General features: G+C 63.7%; 17 protein-coding genes. 5 read left to right on the top strand and 12 right to left on the bottom strand.

Annotated elements, in window-relative coordinates; translation table 11 throughout:
- Positions 1-198 precede the first annotated feature (198 nt).
- Positions 199-456 (top strand): DUF2798 domain-containing protein, encoded by a 258-nt coding sequence (locus tag NKH35_RS21195; protein WP_023672449.1) that lies wholly within the window; start codon positions 199-201, stop codon positions 454-456.
- Between the two features lie 45 nt (positions 457-501).
- Here the strand turns inward: NKH35_RS21195 and NKH35_RS21200 are convergent, their stop codons facing one another.
- From NKH35_RS21200 to NKH35_RS21220, 5 genes are all read right to left on the bottom strand, one after another.
- A complete protein-coding gene (locus tag NKH35_RS21200; RefSeq protein WP_023697082.1) occupies positions 502-882 on the bottom strand; it encodes a thiol-disulfide oxidoreductase DCC family protein in 381 nt (126 codons plus the stop codon).
- A 69-nt stretch (positions 883-951) separates the two neighbouring features.
- Complete coding sequence (locus tag NKH35_RS21205) at positions 952-1,245, bottom strand: GYD domain-containing protein (protein ID WP_023672447.1); 294 nt, start codon at positions 1,243-1,245, stop codon at positions 952-954.
- Between the two features lie 190 nt (positions 1,246-1,435).
- Positions 1,436-3,460: an RNA polymerase sigma factor RpoD gene (rpoD, locus tag NKH35_RS21210; RefSeq protein WP_023672446.1), complete on the bottom strand. Its 2,025-nt coding sequence runs from the start codon at positions 3,458-3,460 to the stop codon at positions 1,436-1,438.
- Positions 3,461-3,872: 412 nt separating this feature from the next.
- Positions 3,873-5,813: a DNA primase gene (gene dnaG, locus NKH35_RS21215; RefSeq protein WP_023683795.1), complete on the bottom strand. Its 1,941-nt coding sequence runs from the start codon at positions 5,811-5,813 to the stop codon at positions 3,873-3,875.
- A 171-nt stretch (positions 5,814-5,984) separates the two neighbouring features.
- Positions 5,985-6,353 (bottom strand): RcnB family protein, encoded by a 369-nt coding sequence (locus NKH35_RS21220; RefSeq protein ID WP_023754527.1) that lies wholly within the window; start codon positions 6,351-6,353, stop codon positions 5,985-5,987.
- A gap of 388 nt (positions 6,354-6,741) precedes the next feature.
- Here NKH35_RS21220 and NKH35_RS21225 point away from each other — a divergent pair, with 388 nt between their 5' ends.
- Both NKH35_RS21225 and NKH35_RS21230 read left to right on the top strand, forming a co-directional pair.
- Positions 6,742-8,406 carry a Na/Pi cotransporter family protein gene (locus tag NKH35_RS21225; RefSeq protein ID WP_352497543.1) on the top strand — a complete coding sequence of 555 codons (1,665 nt, stop codon included), beginning with the start codon at positions 6,742-6,744 and terminating at the stop codon, positions 8,404-8,406.
- Positions 8,407-8,501: 95 nt separating this feature from the next.
- On the top strand, positions 8,502-9,683 hold the full coding sequence (locus NKH35_RS21230) for an MFS transporter (RefSeq protein WP_023683793.1): 1,182 nt from the start codon (positions 8,502-8,504) through the stop codon (positions 9,681-9,683).
- A 7-nt stretch (positions 9,684-9,690) separates the two neighbouring features.
- Here the strand turns inward: NKH35_RS21230 and NKH35_RS21235 are convergent, their stop codons facing one another.
- Both NKH35_RS21235 and NKH35_RS21240 read right to left on the bottom strand, forming a co-directional pair.
- Entirely contained in the window at positions 9,691-10,248 is a 558-nt protein-coding gene (locus tag NKH35_RS21235; RefSeq protein WP_023672441.1) for a GNAT family N-acetyltransferase, read from the bottom strand.
- Positions 10,249-10,364: 116 nt separating this feature from the next.
- Positions 10,365-10,814 (bottom strand): GatB/YqeY domain-containing protein, encoded by a 450-nt coding sequence (locus NKH35_RS21240; RefSeq protein WP_031197556.1) that lies wholly within the window; start codon positions 10,812-10,814, stop codon positions 10,365-10,367.
- Between the two features lie 260 nt (positions 10,815-11,074).
- Here NKH35_RS21240 and carA point away from each other — a divergent pair, with 260 nt between their 5' ends.
- A complete protein-coding gene (gene carA / locus NKH35_RS21245; RefSeq protein WP_081730888.1) occupies positions 11,075-12,292 on the top strand; it encodes a glutamine-hydrolyzing carbamoyl-phosphate synthase small subunit in 1,218 nt (405 codons plus the stop codon).
- A 263-nt stretch (positions 12,293-12,555) separates the two neighbouring features.
- On the opposite strand, the gene NKH35_RS21250 is transcribed toward carA, so the two are convergent.
- The 3 genes from NKH35_RS21250 to ypfJ form a co-directional block, all read right to left on the bottom strand.
- Positions 12,556-13,476, bottom strand: a complete 921-nt coding sequence (locus tag NKH35_RS21250) for an aldo/keto reductase (RefSeq protein WP_352757631.1) — start codon at positions 13,474-13,476, stop codon at positions 12,556-12,558.
- On the bottom strand, positions 13,473-14,738 hold the full coding sequence (locus NKH35_RS21255) for a TCR/Tet family MFS transporter (protein WP_352916263.1): 1,266 nt from the start codon (positions 14,736-14,738) through the stop codon (positions 13,473-13,475). Before NKH35_RS21255 ends, NKH35_RS21250 begins: the two co-directional genes overlap by 4 nt.
- A gap of 176 nt (positions 14,739-14,914) precedes the next feature.
- Positions 14,915-15,850 (bottom strand): KPN_02809 family neutral zinc metallopeptidase, encoded by a 936-nt coding sequence (ypfJ, locus tag NKH35_RS21260; protein WP_023705842.1) that lies wholly within the window; start codon positions 15,848-15,850, stop codon positions 14,915-14,917.
- Between the two features lie 188 nt (positions 15,851-16,038).
- On the opposite strand from ypfJ, the gene NKH35_RS21265 reads away from it, so the two are divergent.
- Positions 16,039-18,105: a hypothetical protein gene (locus NKH35_RS21265; RefSeq protein ID WP_352916266.1), complete on the top strand. Its 2,067-nt coding sequence runs from the start codon at positions 16,039-16,041 to the stop codon at positions 18,103-18,105.
- Positions 18,106-18,132: 27 nt separating this feature from the next.
- Here NKH35_RS21265 and NKH35_RS21270 read toward each other — a convergent pair whose 3' ends face one another.
- On the bottom strand, positions 18,133-18,321 hold the full coding sequence (locus NKH35_RS21270; protein ID WP_352916268.1) for a hypothetical protein: 189 nt from the start codon (positions 18,319-18,321) through the stop codon (positions 18,133-18,135).
- A 91-nt stretch (positions 18,322-18,412) separates the two neighbouring features.
- Positions 18,413-18,859, bottom strand: coding sequence for a manganese-binding transcriptional regulator MntR (gene mntR / locus NKH35_RS21275; protein ID WP_352916281.1), 447 nt, complete (start codon positions 18,857-18,859; stop codon positions 18,413-18,415).
- Between the last annotated feature and the right edge of the window lie 36 nt (positions 18,860-18,895).

An 18,895-nucleotide genomic window follows, 5' to 3' on the forward strand; every position in this document is an offset into this window, starting at 1 on the left:
ACGATGTATCTAAAGGCGGCGCCAGAAGGTTGATTTCGCCGCCGCCGGCAGCTAGAAAGCGCGTGAGGGCCAAAACCTCTCCGTAAGCGTCTGACGTCAAGCAACGCATCCACCCCGGTCTTTCCGGGCAGTTCCGCCGGAAACCCGGCGCAATGGATGCCAAATGCGACGGACCGGATGTTTCAGGAAAATCCAAAAATGACCACGACCCGTAAGCGCGGCAAGCTGCCGGCGCGCTATGCCGCGATCGTCAGCCCGCTGGTGCTGTCGCTGCTGATGACCTTCATCGTCTCGTTCATATCGACGCTGAAAAGCCTTGGACTGCAACCTGATTTGCCGGCTGTCTGGCTCACTGCCTGGGGCCTGTCCTGGCTGGTAGCGTTCCCAACGTTGCTCATGGTGCTGCCGGCGGTGCGCCGCATCGTCGGCTGGCTTTGCGAGCCGGCGTCCCGGTAACGCCCATGACGGTAAGGCCCGCAGATATCTGCGGGCCTTGCCTCGCTACCAGCGGCCCTTGCGCCGGTTCCAGGCATAGAGAAGATCGGCGAAACGATCATAGGCCAAGCGCGTCAGCGGCAGCGCGACCGGATTGCCGAAGAGCGTCGCCAGCCAGCCCTCGCCCGGCGTCGCCCGCCAGACGGCAACCGCGACATCGGCGCCGACCAGCAGCCTGCCTTCGGCATCGGTGGCATGCAGCCGGCGGCGTATGTCCTCCAGCGAGGCGCTGTAGCCAGAGAGCGCCGCCGGTTCGAGGTTGATGTCGCGGAATTCGATCCGCCCGGCCTTGATCGCCTCGATCAGCCGCCGTTTCTGCCGGGTGATGCCGCCATCGCAGACGGGGCAGCGTGTGTTGTACCAGACGGTCAGCGCAGGCTTGGACATGGCGCGACTATCACCCTGACGGCACGGCCCCGCAATATGACGCCGAGCCGCACGGACCCGCGCCCAGCGCTATCCAAGCGAAGTGACGATCTCGCGATAGGCAAATTCCGGGAAAGCCTTGAGCGTTCGCGTCTTGACGCTGCCACCCGTTGCCAGCATCAGCGCGAAACGAGCAAGCACAGCATCGTCGGGCGCCTCGATAATCGCCACCATGTCATATTCGCCCATAGTCAGGTAAAACGCCTTGAACGAGCCGCCCATGTCGGCCAGTTGCTTCTTGGCGGCATCGAGCCGCTTCGGCGACTCTCGGATATTTCTGGCGCCCTGTTCCGTCCAGTTCATCAGCAGGATGTAGGTTGTCATCACACACCTCCCTCCGGCGCCACGGAGCACGGCTGAGGACATCAGCCTGGGCGGACATCCGGTTTTTCGCCCAGAACATGCATCCGACCAGGCAAGTATCCTCCCGACGGAGATGGGCGACAAGAGCCTCACCCGGGCAACAAAAAGGGCGCCATCGGCGCCCTTTTCGAATGCTGGCCTGTTGCCGGTATCAGCTGTCGAGGAAGCTCCTCAGCTTGCGGCTCCGGCTCGGGTGCTTGAGCTTGCGCAGCGCCTTGGCTTCGATCTGGCGGATACGCTCGCGCGTCACCGAGAACTGCTGGCCGACTTCTTCCAGCGTGTGGTCGGTGTTCATGCCGATGCCGAAGCGCATGCGCAGCACCCGCTCCTCGCGCGGCGTCAGCGAGGCGAGCACCCGCGTTGTGGTCTCGCGCAGATTGGCTTGGATCGCCGCATCGATCGGCAGGATCGCCATCTTGTCCTCGATGAAATCGCCCAGATGCGAATCCTCTTCGTCACCCACAGGGGTTTCGAGCGAGATCGGCTCCTTGGCGATCTTCAAGACCTTGCGCACTTTTTCGAGCGGCATTGCGAGCTTTTCTGCCAGTTCCTCCGGCGTCGGCTCGCGGCCGATTTCATGCAGCATCTGGCGCGACGTGCGCACGATCTTGTTGATCGTTTCGATCATGTGCACCGGGATGCGGATGGTGCGCGCCTGGTCGGCAATCGAACGCGTGATCGCCTGCCGGATCCACCATGTCGCATAGGTAGAGAACTTGTAGCCGCGGCGGTATTCGAATTTGTCGACCGCCTTCATCAAGCCGATATTGCCTTCCTGGATCAGGTCGAGGAACTGCAGGCCGCGATTGGTGTATTTCTTGGCGATGGAAATGACGAGGCGCAGGTTGGCCTCGACCATTTCCTTCTTGGCGATAGCGGCTTCGCGCTCGCCCTTCTGCACCTGGTTGACGATCTTGCGGAATTCCAGGATCGAGATCGCCGTCTCGGTGGCGAGATTCTGGATTTCCGAACGCAGATCCTTGATCGCGTCCTTCTCGTTCTTGGTGAATTCCTTCCAGCCGCGCGAGGTCAGATTGCCGATCGAGCGCGTCCAGTTCGGGTCGAGCTCGGAGCCCTGATATTCCTTGAGGAACTCCTCGCGGCGCACGCCATAGCTTTCGGCCAGGCGCAGCAGCTTGCCTTCGTTCTGCACCAGCCGCTTGTTGATGTCGTAGAGCTGCTCGACCAGCGCCTCGATGCGCGCCGTGTTGAGCGACAGCGACTTCACCGCCTTGATCAGCTGGTCCTTCAGCTCCTTCAGGCGGCGGTCCTGGCTTGGCGACAGCGTGCCGGTCGCGGCCAGACGGTTCTCGACCTGCTGGTCCTGCAGCTTGCGCAGCTTCTTGTAGGTGTCGGCGATGACGTCGAGCGTCTCCATCACCTGCGGGCGCAGTTCCGCTTCCATCGCCGCCAGCGACAGGCTCGCCTCGTCCTCGTCTTCCTCGTCGTCATCGACTAGGCCGCGCGTGTCGGCGCCGACATTGGTGATGTCGTCTTCCTCGTCGCGTCCACGCCTCGGCTTGTCCTCGGCCTTGGGCGCCTCCTCGATGCGCTCGACCACCGGCGCCTGCTTGGCTTCGGGGCCGGCATAGGTGGCTTCGAGGTCGATGATCTCGCGCAGCAGGATCTTGGATTCGTTGAGCTCGTCACGCCAGATGATGATGGCCTGGAAGGTCAGCGGGCTTTCGCAGAGGCCCGCAATCATCGTCTCGCGGCCGGCCTCGATGCGCTTGGCGATCGCGATTTCGCCCTCGCGCGACAGGAGCTCGACCGAGCCCATCTCGCGCAGATACATGCGCACCGGGTCATCGGTGCGGTCGGTCGGCTCTTTCTTGGTGGTCGTGGCGGCGACGGCGGTGCCGGTCTGCTCGGCCAGCTCGTTGGCGTCTTCCTCGGCGTCGGCATTGCTGTCGGCGGCCTCGGGCTCCTCGCTCTGATCGTCGTCCTCGACCACGTTGATGCCCATGTCGGACAGCATCGCATTGATGTCTTCGATGCGATCCGGATCGGTCTCTTCCGACGGCAGCACCGCGTTCAGTTCGTCGAGAGTCACATAGCCGCGCTTCTTGGCGGCCTTGATCATCTTCTTGACAGCATCATCGGAAAGGTCGAGCAGAGGCCCATCGGTGGCGCCTTCACGTTCGGTCTCGACCTCTTCCTTTTCCTTTGTCGCCATAGTCTTTATCTTCTCCTAGCGGCCGAGCATCGAAGCCGCGTAGCTGCCGCACCGGTCAAACTACATGCGCTGGTGGCGCTTAACCGGGCCGGTAACCGAATCAACTCTTTTGTTTGTTCATATCGTGCCCCCAAAACCGGTTTTCACTTTTGGGCGATATGCATTAAGTCCAGATTAACCCTGATATCTGTGGCAGGCTGACAGCCTGTCCAGTGATCAGCACCTCGCGTCAGTGCATTTCCATCGACGCCGGCACGGGTTAAGGTTTCGAATCGTCCTGATTCCGTCATTCTGCCAGAAGGTCAAGCGCCTCTCGCATGATTCGCATCAAAAAAGCGAATCAATTACCCGACTTAGAGGCGTCGATTCGACGCGCAGCACGTACATCATCGATTCTTGCGCAGGTTTCGACCTACACGCGCCCACCCCTGCCCGAGGACACACCGAAGCCTTCGATCAGCGCTTCCGTTGCTTGTACATCACGGAACTGCGCCTGAATCTCGATGAGGTGCCGGTAGTTTTCGTCAGTGGGATCGCTGGCGAGCGCTGCTTCCGCCTGTTTCAGCTCCTTATGTAAGGTGCGCGCGCTGCGCTGCAAGTGCAGCGCCTGGTTGAAGGCGTCGCGGGCATCGTCAAGCGCTGCGGTTTCCAGCGCGGGCCATTGCCTGGCCCGTTGGATCAGCGCCACGGCGCGCCCCCAGATATCGCTGCAGCCGGCACGTTCGATGGTGGCGATCACCGCGCTACGGTCATTGGCCATGTCGTGCGCCATCGCATCGAGGATGGCGGCGTGCAGCCGCTGCAGATCGGTGTTGGCGAGATCGAGGAACTCGACATGGGCGAAGTTCTCGTCGATCAGCGCCGGATGGTTGACGAGGGCTACGATGATCGTCGCCTCGCGCACCGACATCATCTCGCCACCGCGTTTGACCATGGCGGAGCGGCCGAGGCTTTCGGTGATCGCGGCGCGCGCGCCTGCCCCGCTGCCTTTGGCGAACTGTCCGCCGGGTGCGGGCGTTTTGCCCTGCCCCGGTTTCCAGTCCTGGCGACCTTGCCGCACTTCGCGCTGGGCGCTGAAGAAGGTCAGCTCCCGCTCGCGCATCCACTGCTGGTAGTGGTAGCGCTGGCTCTCATCGCGGATGCGGCTGGTCAGTTCGCGCAGCGTCTTTGTCAGCCCCGCCCGCCGCTCCGGCGTGTCGAAGACGCCACCGGATGTCTCACGCATCCACAACAAATCAGCGAGAGGCCGCGCTTCCGCCAGCACGGCACGAAACGCGTCCGGCCCTTCTGCCTTGACCAGATCGTCGGGATCCTTGCCCTCCGGCAACAGCGCAAAGCGCACCGACCGCCCGGCCTGCACCGACGGCAGCGCGAGATCCGCGGCGCGCCACGCCGCCTTCAGCCCGGCCTGGTCGCCGTCGAAGCACAGCATCGGCTCAGGCGCCATGCGCCACAGAAGTTCGAGTTGGTTTTCGGTGAGCGCGGTGCCGAGCGGCGCCACGGCATTCTCGAAGCCGGCCTGCGCCAGCGCAATCACGTCCATATAGCCTTCGACGGCAATCACCGTGCCGCCTTTCGCCAGCGCTTTGCGGGCTCGGGCGAAATTGTAGAGCACGTTGCCCTTGTGGAAGAGCTCTGTGTCGGGCGAATTCATGTATTTGGCCAGCGCATCGGGCGCCAGGGCGCGGCCGCCAAAGGCGATGATCTTGCCGCGCGAATCCGGGATCGGGAACATGATGCGATCGCGGAACCAGTCATAGGAGACCGGGATGTCGTCGCCATGACGCACCAGCCCGCAGGCCTCGATGTCGGCCTTGGGCACACCCTTGGCGGCAAGATGTTCCTTCAGCGCATTGCGGCTGTCGGGCGCAAAGCCCAGCCGGAACGATTGCTGCGTCGCCGGCGTCAGCCCGCGATCCCTGAGATAGGCGCGGGCTTTTGCACCCTCCGGTCCTTGCAGCCGCTCCTGGAAGAAGGCAGTCGCCATCTCCATGACATCGGTCAGACTGGCGCGTTCCTTCTCACGCTGTTCTTCCCGCTCGTCGCGCACCGGCATCGGCACGCCGGCCATGTCGGCGATCTTCTCGACCGCTTCGGGAAAGCTTAATCCGTCGAGCTCGGTCAGGAACTTGAAATGATCGCCCGACACCGAACAGCCGAAACAGTGATAGCGGCCCTTCTTGTCCTCGCAGTGGAAGGAGGGGCTCTTTTCGCCATGGAACGGACAACAGGCCCAATAGTCGCCGCGCGAGGCGTTGGTCTTCTTCCTGTCCCATGCGACGCGCTGGCCGATGACCGATGAAATCGGCACACGGTCGCGTATCTCATCGAGAAAGGCGGGCGGAAAGCGCATTGGGGAACTCGTTTGTCCCTCATATAATCATGCTCGCGGAATCCGACGACCCTTATTGCGGACCATACCCGGTTTCCACAGCCAAAAAGCCCGGTTTCTACAGCCAAAAGAAAGGCGGCCGTTTCGGGCCGCCTCCTTTCAAGTCTCTGCATTGCGCCGGCGAGGCCGGGCTTAATGCGCGGCAATGGCGCCGAAGATGATGCCGGACAGGACGCTGACCAGCACATAGTCGTTGCCGACGCGGATCCATTCCTGGCCGCGGCCGGGGCGATGCAGGCCATAGCGGCCATAATCGCGGATCGGCTGGTGCCGCTTCCAGCTGGAATATTTCTGGCCATTGCGCCAATGGCTGCGCTTGACGACCACCGTCTTCTTCACGACGCGCTTCCTGATATCGACATGCTTGCCGGGCCTCTGCCAGTCGACCTGCGTGTAATTCGACTGCGGTGCGACCGGTGCGTTCACCGGTGCGGCCTGGCCGGTAAGCGAAGTGGCGGCCAGCATCGAGAAAGCGAGGGCGGAAAGAACAATACGTTTCATAGCGGGGCTCCTTGGTTGTCGATGCCTAGGGAATAGCGCCCGAAGGATGAACCGAAACTGAACACTAGCATTACATTTACGCAATGAAATCCGGCGCTTATCCTGGATATTTGAACATCATCGCAAAGGCGATTGCCGGGAGTCCGGCAAACCGGGACGATCCGCTGCCATCACCAGGGATCCGCCATGCAACCATTTGCGCATCCGTCCATTTTCCGACACGCCCTGTCGCGCCGCGACGGCTCTTGAAATCGACAAGATTTTATTACCCGGCTAAAATATTCCGGATATTGTTCAAGACTGTCATGACCATGATTCGCAGCCCCGTTTTCATCCCTGCACTGCGCGCCCTCCGCGTCGCGGTAGCTGTCTGCGTGCGGGTTTCGAAATGAGCGGCTCCGTCGTCCTGCTGCATCTGGCGGGCTCGGTGGCGCTGATGCTGTTTGCCACCCGCATGGTCAAGACAGGCGTCGAGCGCGCCTATGGCGACGTGCTGCGTCACCGGCTGCGCTCCACCATGCGCAATCCGATCATGGCGGTGCTGGCCGGCTGCGGCCTGTCCATCGCGCTGCAGAGCTCGACCGCCGTCACGCTTCTCGTCGGCTCCTTCGCCGGCGCCGGCATCGTCTCGGGCATGTCGGGCCAATTGGCTGTGCGCGGCGCCGAGATCGGCTCGGCGCTGGTGGTCAAGCTCTTGACCTTCGATCTGACGCTGCTGGTGCCGATCTGCCTCGTCGCCGGCACGGTCATGTTCATGGCCACCGAGCGGCGCGACTGGCGCCAGTTCGGCCGCATCCTGGTCGGCATCGGCCTTTTGGTACTGTCGCTGGAGATGATCGGCCAGGCCTCGGAGCCGCTGCGCCAGAGCACGCTGATGCCGCTCATCATCGAATATTTCTCCAGCGACTACGTCACCGCCTATCTGCTCGCCGCGCTCGTTACCTGGCTCTTCCACTCCTCGATCGCCGCCGTGCTTTTGATGGTGACGCTGGCCGGCCGCGGCTTCATCCCGCCCGAACTCGGCATCGTGCTGGTGCTCGGCGTCAATCTCGGCTCGTCGATCATCGCGCCGCTGCTCACCCGAAGTGCCGAACCTGGCGTGCGCGTCGTGCCGATCGGCAATCTGTTGATGCGCGGCATGGGCTCGCTGGTGATGCTGATCCTGTTCATGACGCTGAAGCCACCGGTCGCCTTCCTCGGCGCCACCGTGCCCGACCAGATCGTCAACGCCCACATCCTGTTCAATGTGCTGATCCTGCTCGCCGGCCTGCCGCTTGCCAGCCTGATCTATCGTGCTTCCGAGAAGATCGTCGCAATGGGCACCAAGCCGGCGCCGGCTACAGAGCTCGATGTGGTCGAACTCTCCGCCCTCAACGACGGCGCGCTCGACGTTCCGAGCCAGGCGCTGGCCAACGCCACCCGCGAGGTGGTCCGCGTCTGCGAGACGGTCGAGATCATGCTCAAGCGTATCATCGAGCTGTATGAAAGCGCCGACGGCGACAAGATCAAGGCGCTGGCCGCCCTTGACGACCGCGTCGACAGGAAGCACGCGGCGATCAAGCTCTATCTGGCCAAATTGACCAGGAACTCGCTCACAGAGGACGAGGCGCTGCGCTGCCAGGAGCTGATAGGCGCCTGCGTCAAGCTCGAGCAGGTCGGCGACATCATCGTGCGCAACATGCTGGTGCATGTGAAGAAGAAGTTCGAGCGCGGGCTGGAGTTCACGCCCGAGGGCTGGAGCGAGCTGCTCGCCTTTCACACCTCGGTGCTGGCCAATGCCAGGCTTGCCTTCAACGTGCTGGTGTCGCGCGACCCTGAGACTGCCCGCCAGCTGGTGCTGGAAAAGGACCGGCTGCGCGACCGCGAAAAGGAAACCAGCGCCAGCCATTTCGTGCGCCTGCGCGACGGCACCGCCAAGAGCGTCGAGACAAGTTCCATCCACCTCGACACCATCCGCGACCTGAAGCAGATCAACTCGCTGCTGGCGTCGATGGCCTATCCGGTGCTGGAAGAGCGCGGGTTGCTCGGCGGCTCCAGGTTGAAGGCGAGCTGATCAAGAAAACCTAAACCGGCCGCAAAAATTTCTGCATTGCCGGCAAGCGCCATCCATGATTTGAGGCCAACTCATTCAAGGATCGCTTCCGCGCCATGCTTCCGCTCATTGCCCTGTTCATCGCCGCCTTCGCTTTCGGCACCACCGAATTCGTCATTGCCGGCGTGCTGCCGCAAGTGGCCGACGGCCTTGGCGTTTCGATCCCGACCTCCGGCTATCTCGTCTCAGGCTATGCCGGCGGCATCGCGATTGGCGGGCCATTGCTGGCGCTCGCCACCAAGGGCATTTCCCGCAAGACGCTGCTGCTTTGCCTGACCGTCGCCTTCACCATCGGCCAGGCCGCTTGCGCGCTGGCGCCCGATTTTACCTCGATGCTGCTCTTGCGCATTGCGGTCGCCGTCGCACACGGCGCCTATTTCGGCGTCGCCATGGTGGTGGCTGTCGGCCTCGTGCCCGAGGACAAGCGCGGCATGGCCGTGGCTGTGATCCTCTCCGGCCTCACCGTATCCAATGTCATCGGCGTGCCGGCCGGCACCGCAATCGGCAATCTCTGGGGCTGGCGCGCCACCTTCTGGGTGATGTGCGCGCTGGGCGTGGTGGCGTTTGCCGCCATGGCCGCCCTCCTGCCGCGCAAAACGGGCGCATCGAGCCCATCCACCAGCCTTGGCAGCGAGGTTCGCGTGCTGGCGCGCCAGCAAGTCTGGACCTCGCTGATCCTGATGCTGATGTTGATGATCGGCCAGTTCGGCCTGTTCACCTACATCACCCCGACACTGCTTGAGGTGAGCCATCTCGACGAGAGCCTGATCCCCTGGGTGCTGCTGCTCAACGGCGTCGGCGCCACGGTCGGCGTCTTTCTCGGCGGCAAGCTTTCCGATTGGAAGCTGATGCCGTCGCTGATCACCATGCTTGCGCTGCAGGCGGTGATGTTGGGCGTGATCTATGCCGTCAGCCCCTACCCCGTGCCGATGGTCATCGCCATCGTTGTCTGGGGTGGCCTCAACTTCGCCATAGGCACGCCGATCCAGACCCGCATCCTGGCCTGGACGGCGGACGCCTCCAACCTCGCCTCCTCGCTCATCCCCTCCGGCTTCAATGTCGGCATCGCGCTCGCCGCGTCGCTGGGCGCTGCCATGCTCAATGCCGGCTACGGCTTTCGCAGCCTGCCGGTTGTGGGCGCTGCCGCCATGCTGGTGGCGGTGGTGGTGGCACTTGCCTCCTACATCTGGGAGGGGCGCAGCCGGGCAGCGCCACCGCTGCCAGCAGCGGCCGAATAGCGTCGGACTACAAATCGATCCGGAACAACAAACTCTCGGCGCCGCCATACGCGGCGTCCTTGATGAACGGACCGACCACACGGCCGCCATTGGCCAGCACCACCTTCTGCGAGGCCGGATTGTCGAGGTCGGTGGTGAGCTCGACATATGGCAAACCAACAGCCCTCGCCTCGTCCAGCATCAGCCGCAGCGCCTCGGTCGCATAGCCTCGTCCGCGCTTCCACGGCACCACGGCATAGCCGATATGGCCGAGCACATGCGACGGCAGTGCGGCCGTACCCGGCTGCCAGCGAAAGCCGATCGAGCCAGCGGCCTCGCCGTCCCAGATCCAGCGCCGGAAGCCCGGCAGCCGCGGCACGGTCGTGCCGTCCGGCAAGGTAATCGGGCCTCCTTTGGCCTCGGGATCGTCGAGGCTGGCAAGGAACGCCGCGGGATCCTCGTCGATCGCCGCAAGTTGCTCGCGCGTCGCTTCCATCAGCCGGACATTGTCCGGCGACCAGCCACGCTCGAGCGCCGCCTTGTAGGAGGGCAGATGTTCGAGCGTGGGTTTGACGATTTCGATTATGGTGGGGCTCTCCGGCAGGTCAAGGCTTGGCTCGCTTAAGCCGGTGCGGACCGTTTCTTGCCCAGAGGTGATGTCCCGCCCCCTGCTCTCCTTCGCCATTGAAGTGGTGTCGGCTCCTACTGCAGCAGGCCTTTGACGATGCCGCTGGCCTTGCCGAAATCCATCTGGCCGGCATATTTCTGCTTCAGCACAGCGATCACCTTGCCCATGTCCTTCTGGCTGGTCGCACCGGTAGCAGTGATCGCTTCGCGCGCTGCTGCAGTCACCGCCGCCTCGTCCAACTGCGTCGGCAGGAAGCCGCGGATGATCTCCATCTCGCCACGCTCCTGCGCCGCCAGTTCCGGGCGCTTGCCGTCCTCGAACGCCTTGGCCGATTCCTCGCGCTGCTTCACCATTTTGGCCAGGATCTGCAGGATCTCCTCGTCGCTGGCGGGGTCCTTGGCCGAGCCGCGATTGGCGATGTCGCGGTCGTGAATGGCGGCCTGGATGAGCCGCAGCGTCGGCAGCCGGTGCTTGTCCTGCGCCTTCATCGCGCTTTTCAGGGATTCGGCGATTTTTGCGCGCATGATGCTTTCTCCTTCGAACGGCGCGGACAATAACCGCGGCCCATCCGCAAAGCAAACGCGCCAAAGCCCTGATATCGTTCGACGAAACAAATGCTCGCCGTTTTTGGCACGGGCATCATTGACCGCTCTGGCGCCTTCCCCTATGTACTCGGCCTTGCACAAGACAAAGAATTGATGCGCGCAGGCTCGAGAGATCGGCCGCGCCGTTTGCTGCGCAGATGGCCCGCCATCGAAGCGCGCAGCGTGACAGGAGCGTCGCCATGGCCGAGATGACCCCCGAACTGACCCCGCCTTGGGCAACCGAAAAGCCGACCGCCGTCCTGGTGCTGGCCGACGGCACCGTCATCGAGGGTCGCGGCCTCGGCGCCACCGGTTCCGCCGTTGCCGAAGTCTGCTTCAACACCGCGCTCACCGGCTACCAGGAAATTCTCACCGACCCGTCCTATGCCGGCCAGATCGTCACCTTCACTTTCCCGCATATCGGCAACATCGGCACCAATGACGAGGACATCGAGGACCTCAACCCGGTCGCCCGCGCCGGCGCCGTCGGTGCGGTGTTCAAGGCCGATGTCACCAACCCGTCCAACTACCGCGCCGGAGCCGGGCTGGACCAGTGGCTGAAGAAGCGCGGCATCGTCGCGCTGTCGGGCATCGACACCCGCGCGCTCACCGCGCTGATCCGCGAAAAGGGCATGCCCAACGCCGTCATTGCGCACGCGCCCGACGGCATCTTCGACATCGACGATTTGAAGCGGCGCGCCGCCGCCTGGTCGGGCCTGATCGGGCTTGACCTCGCCAAGGAAGTCACCTCGGGCCAGTCCTCGGTCTGGCGTGAAACGCCCTGGGTGTGGAACGAAGGCTTTGGCGAACAGGCCGAGCCGTCGATGCACGTCGTCGCCATCGACTACGGCGTCAAGCGTAACATCCTTCGCCTGCTTTCCGGCCTCGGCGCCAAGGTCACCGTGGTTCCGGCCGGCACGGGCTCGGAAGAGATCCTGGCCATGCAGCCCGACGGCATCTTCCTCTCCAACGGGCCCGGCGACCCGGAAGCCACCGGCGACTACGCCGTGCCGGTCATCCAGGATCTGCTCAAGACCGACATCCCGGTGTTCGGCATCTGCCTCGGCCACCAGATGCTGGCCCTGGCGCTGGGCGGCAAGACCGCCAAGATGCACCAGGGCCATCACGGCGCCAACCACCCGGTCAAGGATCATACCACCGGCAAGGTCGAGATCGTCTCGATGAACCACGGCTTTGCCGTCGATGCCGACTCCTTGCCCGAGGGCGTCGAGGAAACCCATGTCTCGCTGTTCGATGGCTCGAACTGCGGCATCGCGCTGACCGGACGTCCGGTGTTCTCGGTCCAGCACCACCCCGAGGCCTCGCCCGGCCCGCAGGACTCGCACTATCTGTTCCGCCGTTTCGTCAATCTGATCCGCGAAAAGCGCGGCGAGGAACTGCTGGCCGAACGGGTTTGATTTTACAGGTCTTCGCCTAGCCGTTGCCCAGATCGTGATGCTCCGAATAGCCGGAGTTACAAACGCGGCGCGATTGCCCTTGTCTTGGGTCAATGGAATAAACCGGTCAACCGGTCTGTTTGTGACGGCGCGAAGCGACGAAGGCTTCGAGAGCGCCGACGGCATCCCCTGAGCCCAAGCCCCCCTCATCGCTTCGGTTGCGCGCCGCATTAACGGACGAAGCACACACCTATGGCGGGTTCGAAGTTCGCGCCTGGGTGACCTTATGCCACCGGCCGGCCTTCGCTGGCCTCCAGTATGGCGAACCATTGCTGGCGGTCGAGGTCGATCTCCAGCGCCTTGACCATGGCGGCCAGCCGCTCGGGCTTCATCGTGCCGAGCACCGGCGCCAGCCGCGCCGGATGACGCAGCAGCCAGGCGATGGCGACGGCGGCGAGATCGCCGGCGCCGATCTCGGCAGCCACCGCCGCGATTGCCGCCCTGACCCGCGCCTCGCGCCCTTCCTTGCCGGTGAACAGCAAGCCGCCGCCGAGGGGCGACCAGATCATCGGCGCATAGCCGAGGCGTTGCGCGTGATCGAGGCTGCCATCCATCAGCGCATTGGTCTTCAGCACCGACATCTCGATCTGGTTGGTGGCCAAGGCAAACGGCAGCCGCGAGGCCAGAAGGTCGAACTGCGACGGCGTGAAATTGGAGACCCCGACCGCTCTCACCTTGCCCGACTTGACCAGCCCGGCAAGGGCCGCCGCCGTCTCGTCGGCATCCATCAGCGGATCCGGCCGGTGCAGCAGCAACAGGTCGAGATAGTCCGTGCCGAGATTGGCGAGCGAACGGTCGACCGAGGCGGCAATGTGGGCCGCACTGGTGTCGTAATGCTTCAGCCGGTTCTGAGGCCGGTTGGCCGATGCCAGAATGATGTCGCATTTCGAGATCAGCTCGATGCTGTCGCGCTTGCCCTTCCAGCGCGACAAGCCGGCGCCAAAGGCAGCTTCCACCTGGTAATGCCCGTAAATATCGGCATGGTCGAAGCTGGTCAGGCCGAGATCGACCGCAGTGCCGATCAGCCGCGCGATCTGATCGGCGTCCGGGCGCGCGGCGTTGTCGAGCAGGCGCCAGGCGCCGAACACCAGCCGCGACAGCGACACTCCGTCCTTGGTCAGCTCTATGCGGCTGTCATGGCTCATATCTGGGCTCCATCTTCCGCAGCGCCGGTGGCAACGCTTTTCACCGCCGTCGGCCTCGCAACTTTCGTTACAAAGACAATGACGGCAAGCGTCAGGAAGCACGCGCCAACCAGATAGGGCGCGCCGCCAAACACCACGGGCGCATTAGGCCCGGTGAACCAGGAAAAGATCGCGGTGTACAGCAGCGGCGTGATGATCGAGGTGATCGAGAAGATCGACGTCATCGCACCCTGCAATTCGCCTTGCGCCGATGGCGGCACCTTGGCGGCGGCAAGGCTTCTCAGCGGCGGATCGGCCAGTGCTTCGAGGCAGCCGACGACGATCACCGCATAGATCATCCAGCCTTGCGAGGCGAAGGCGTAGCCGAAGGCGCTGGCCGCAGTAAATGTCAGGCCGATCACCGCCGTCCTCCATTCGCCAAGTTTGGGGATCACGCGCGGCAGCACCGTCGCCATGACGATCGCCCCACACAGGCCGAAGGCGCCGAGCGAGAAGCCGATCTGCTGCTCGCTCCAGCCATAACGATAATTGGACACGAACGACCACACCGCAGGATACATCATGTGGCCGAGCGTCATCAGGAAGAAGGCGAGCCCGATCCAGCCGATGCCCTGATATTGGCGCATCTGCAGCAGCGTGCCGACCGGGTTGGCGCGTTTCCACTCGAAGCGGCGGCGGTGCTTTTCATCGAGCGTTTCAGGCAGGAAGAACATGGCGATGAGGAAGTTCACGAAGGCAAGCCCGGCGGCAAAGTAAAACGGCACTCGCGGCCCGAACGTGCCGAGCAGCCCGCCCAGCACCGGCCCAATGACGAAGCCGACGCCGAAGGCGATGCCGAGCAGACCGAAATTCTTCGCCCGGTTGTCGTCGTTCGAGATGTCGGCAATGAAGGCCGACGTCGTCGAATAGCTGGCGCCCGAAACGCCGGCCAGCACGCGGCCGATGAACAGCATCGGATAGGACCAGGCGATGGCGCAGATCAGATTGTCGATCGAGAATGTAAGCACCGAGGCAAGCAGGATCGGCCGCCGCCCGAAGCGGTCGCTCAATCCACCCATGATTGGCGCGAAGAAGAACTGCATCGCCGCATAGACGAAGAACAGCCAGCCGCCTTCGATCGCCGCTTCGCTGATGCCGACGCCGGAAAGCTCCCTGAGAAAGTCCGGCAACACCGGCATGATCATGCCGAAGCCGATAATGTCGAGCAGCAGCGTGGTGAAGACGAGCGCAAGGCCCCGCCTGGCGGTTTTGGGGTCGATCATGATGGCGTCTGCTCCCTGAGACCGCCCTTGGGCGGGCGCCCGTTATAGGCGAGGCGCCACTTTGGAACAATAGGAGAACGCCTCAGGCGTTCTCCTCCTGACATCTGTTGCCGGTGGTGAATCGGCCCGCCGACGGATGCGCTTTGAACCGCGGTCGGCTGGAACTTGCGAGCGCCTCAAACCGGACCGGTCAGCGTGTTGCAATCCGACAGCTTGCCGCTCTTGTAGCCGCGCGCCAGCCAGGTCTGCCTTTGCTGCGACGTCCCGTGGTTGAAGCTTTCCGGAACGACATAGCCCTGCATCTTCTTCTGCAGCGTATCGTCGCCGATCTGCTTGGCGGCGTTGAGCGCCTCTTCGATGTCGCCCTGTTCCAGAATGCCCTTCTGCGCGGTGAAATGCGCCCAAACGCCGGCGAAGCAGTCGGCCTGCAGCTCGATGCGCACCGACATCTGGTTGGCTTCCGCCTCACCCATCGACTGCCGCATCTGGTTGAACTTGGGCAGGATGCCGGTGAGGTTCTGCACATGGTGACCGACTTCATGGGCGATCACATATGCCTGGGCGAAATCCCCCGAGGCGCCGAACTGCTGGTCGAGCTGCTGGAAGAAGGTGGTGTCGAGGTAGACCTTGTGGTCGCCGGGACAATAGAACGGTCCGGCTGCCGTCGAGGCGGAGCCGCAGGCCGAGCGGATCTGGCCGCTGAACAGCACAAGCTTCGGGTCCTCGTATTTCAGGCCCTGCGACTGGAAGATGCCGGTCCAGGTCTCTTCGGTCTCGGCCAGCACGGTCGCCACGAACTGCTTCATCTCGTCGGAAGCAGGCGTGCCGGCGCCGTCGTCCTGGCCGCCGCTGTTGTCGGTAATCTGGCCACCACCACCCGGCAGCACGCCGCCGCCCTCGCCGGTGCCCAGGATCTGGGACGGATCGAAGCCGAAATACCATCCGGCCAGCACCACGAGGACAACCAGCAGGATGCTGCCGCCGCCGCCGGTGCGGCCGCCGATCGGGATGCGGAACTGGCCAGGGCTGCCGCCGCCGAAACCACCACCGCCGCCGCTGTCGCTGCGCTCGTCCTCGACATTGTCACTCTGACGGCGGCCCTTCCAGAGCATGGCAACTCCCCGTATGCAAATTTTCGGCTGGCCTGGCCGATTGTCGTGGCCCAGTCCGACCCAACAGACAATTATCGCAATGGTTGCGCCAAGTCACAGTATTTTTCGTGGCGGCGGCATCGCGTTCGCACTCTGGTCGAGGCGGCATGCGCGCTGTAGCATCCGGTTCGAACGGGGGTGTCGGGGACTTGCGGACGATCGGTCGATTTCTGCTGCTGGCCGTGGTGCTATGCCTCGGCCCGTCGCCGGCGCGCGCCGTGACGCTCGATTCCAGCGTCGCCGTAACCGATCCCGAGACATTGCAGGCGCTTGAGCGTGGCGGCCTCTCGATCAGCCGCCTGCTCGGCCCGGCGCTGGGTCTCACGCGCGAGGTCGACAATCGGGGCCTGTTTTCGGTGCGCGCGCTGACCCCTGTCCGCAACGCCGTAAAGCAGGAGATCGCCGACGAGCCTGCCAATAGCCCCGATCCTTACGTCGCGGCCATGGCCAAGTCGAAGGACACCAGCCAGAAATTCAACCCGAAATACATCGACGATGACGGCTCGACGCTCGACCTGACCGGCGTCGTCAACCGCATGGACCGCGGCTATCTCGGCCACACCGAATGCGGCGAGATCAGGCTGATCTACCGCTTCCACTATTCGGTCGCGGAAAAGCCGGCGAATGGAAAGACAGCGCAACGCATCTCGTCGCGGCTGCCGCTGACCATGAGTCTGGTCTTCAACGCCAGGCCCGGTGAGGCTCACGCCCGCGCTTCGAGAGACCGTCCAAGCGCCACCGCCGTTTCCTGTGCCGAAATCGCCAAGCGCTGGCTCGCCGCCGGCCAGAAGAACCTTGCGCCCGAGCAACTGGCAGCCTGGCTGCGCTCCGACGAAGGGCCGCTCTCCAACGCCATGCTGAATTCGTCGCAGATCATGCGACTTGAGCTGAACATGCAGGTTCTCCGGCTGTCGGCCTCGAGCCGCCGCGACTTCGGTGGCCACGCCGAATATCTCCTCAAGATTTTCAAATGGGACCCAACGACGTCCACCTTCCAGGAATCGAAGATGGAGAACCAGATCGACCGGAAAGTGGTTCTGGCCGACCGGCCGGCCTTCGCCAAATGGCTGCTCACCGACCGCAACCTCTACGACCTCGATCGCGGCCGGCTGGTCATCGACGACAAATTCCTGGCGACCAGCGCCGTCTCGGTCGCACCCGGCGGCATGGCCAGGTCGCAAAACAATATCGCCTATGGGCTGCTCGATGATGCCGACATCGACAAGGCACTGCAGGACTATGTCGCCAAGGGCAACGAGCTGCGCAGCGTGAAATCGGTGGCCGGCTTCAATCTGCGTCTCAACGAAATGACCTGCACCGGCTGCCACCAGACGCACGGCATTGCCGGCTTCCATTACACCGGCGCCGATCCGGCCAGCGAGCCGCGCCGCAACGCCGTCTTCGTCCCCGGCTCGGCGGTGTTCTTCGCCGACCTGCCGCGCCGCCGCGCCATCGTCGAGGACTTCGCCGCCGGCGGCCATCCGGATTTCTCACGCGGCTTCGCCGCCCGTCCGGACGCCAAACTCGCCGAAGCGCTGAAAGGCACCGATCTCTACAATGGCTGGGGCTCGATCTGCTACAGCGGCAAGGATGCCAGCTTCAAGGACTGGAACTGCGGCGAAAGCCTGCGCTGCGCCGGCGTCCATGAAAGCGACATCCATCCGGGCTTCGGCACCTGCGTCAGCGAGGCGGCCACCGCAGTCGGCGACCCCGTCGAGTTCGGCGAGATCAAGATGTCGAGCTGGGGCAGCGACAAATATTGCCGCCTGTCGCCGGCCACCGCAAAAGCCTGCGCCATCGATCCGGCGCGCGACAAGAAACCGGTAATCAAGCTCGCCGGCTATGGCGCGGCGCGCCAACGCTATGACAACCCCGAGCAGAAGACCGGTGGCTTTCCCGGGGGCATGCTGCGCAAGGCAAGCTGCGACAAGCTTCCCGACGAGGCGACTTGCGGCCGCCTGGCCAAGACCGGTTTCAACGACTGCATCGCGTCGGGCAAGGACCACAAATTCTGCACCAAGGAATTCACCAAGACCGCCGGCCTGCGCGCCTGCGACAAGGCGCATCCCTGCCGCGAGGACTATATCTGCACCGCCGGCTACGACGATCTGGCCGCAGCCAAGCCTGGCAAGGGCTCCTGCATTCCGCCCTATTTCATATTCCAGTTCCGCGTCGACGGCCATCCGCGCAGTTGGGTGCAGGACACCGAGGAATGAGCGGCAGGTTGCCGCTTGCGAACAGAATCAGATCTTCTGCTTGGTGCCGGCGCTTTTGCCGTCCGAGCTTTTGGAGCGTTCCTCGAAACGCGCGGCGCCCTTTTTCAGCGCATGGTCGGTTTCGACCTCGGTCTTGCGTTCGTCCTTTGCCGCTGCCTGCCTCAAACCCTCGGCCGCCTGCTTGCCCTTCGCGGTCGGTGCCTGTTCGACGCCCATGTTTTCCTCCTTGGCGCGCAACAATCACGCGCAACGTCAGGAGCAACGAGCCTGACGTGCGGAGGTTCCAGTGGTGCGGCCCCGGCACCCCTCAGCGCGGCGCGATCATCGCCTTGCGAAAGGCTTCCAGCGTCTCGGCGCTGACATGATGCTCGATGCCCTCGGCATCGATGCGCGCCGTCTCGGCGCTGACACCGAGCGAACGCAAAAACGCTTCTACCGTCTGGTGGCGGATGCGGCTCTCTTCCGCCACCTTGCGCCCGGCGTCGGTCAGGAACACACCGCGATAGGGTTTTCTGGAAACGAGCCCGTCGGCGCACAGCCTGGTCAGCATCTTGGCCACCGTCGGCTGGGCGACACCCAGCCGCGCAGCAATATCGACCTGACGCGCCTCATTGCCGTCCTCGATCAGGTCGGCGATCAGCTCGACATAATCCTCGACCAGCGCGCCGCGGCGCGCGTCGCGCCTCAGCCCGCCCCCATTCCAATGAATATGGGCGTCCGGCACCCGGGCCACCGCGCCAACCCGTAGCTGCATCACCGCCACCACCCGCCACATCCAAAACAGTCTATT

Source organism: Mesorhizobium sp. M1143 (assembly GCF_040318435.1).
GTDB lineage: Bacteria > Pseudomonadota > Alphaproteobacteria > Rhizobiales > Rhizobiaceae > Mesorhizobium.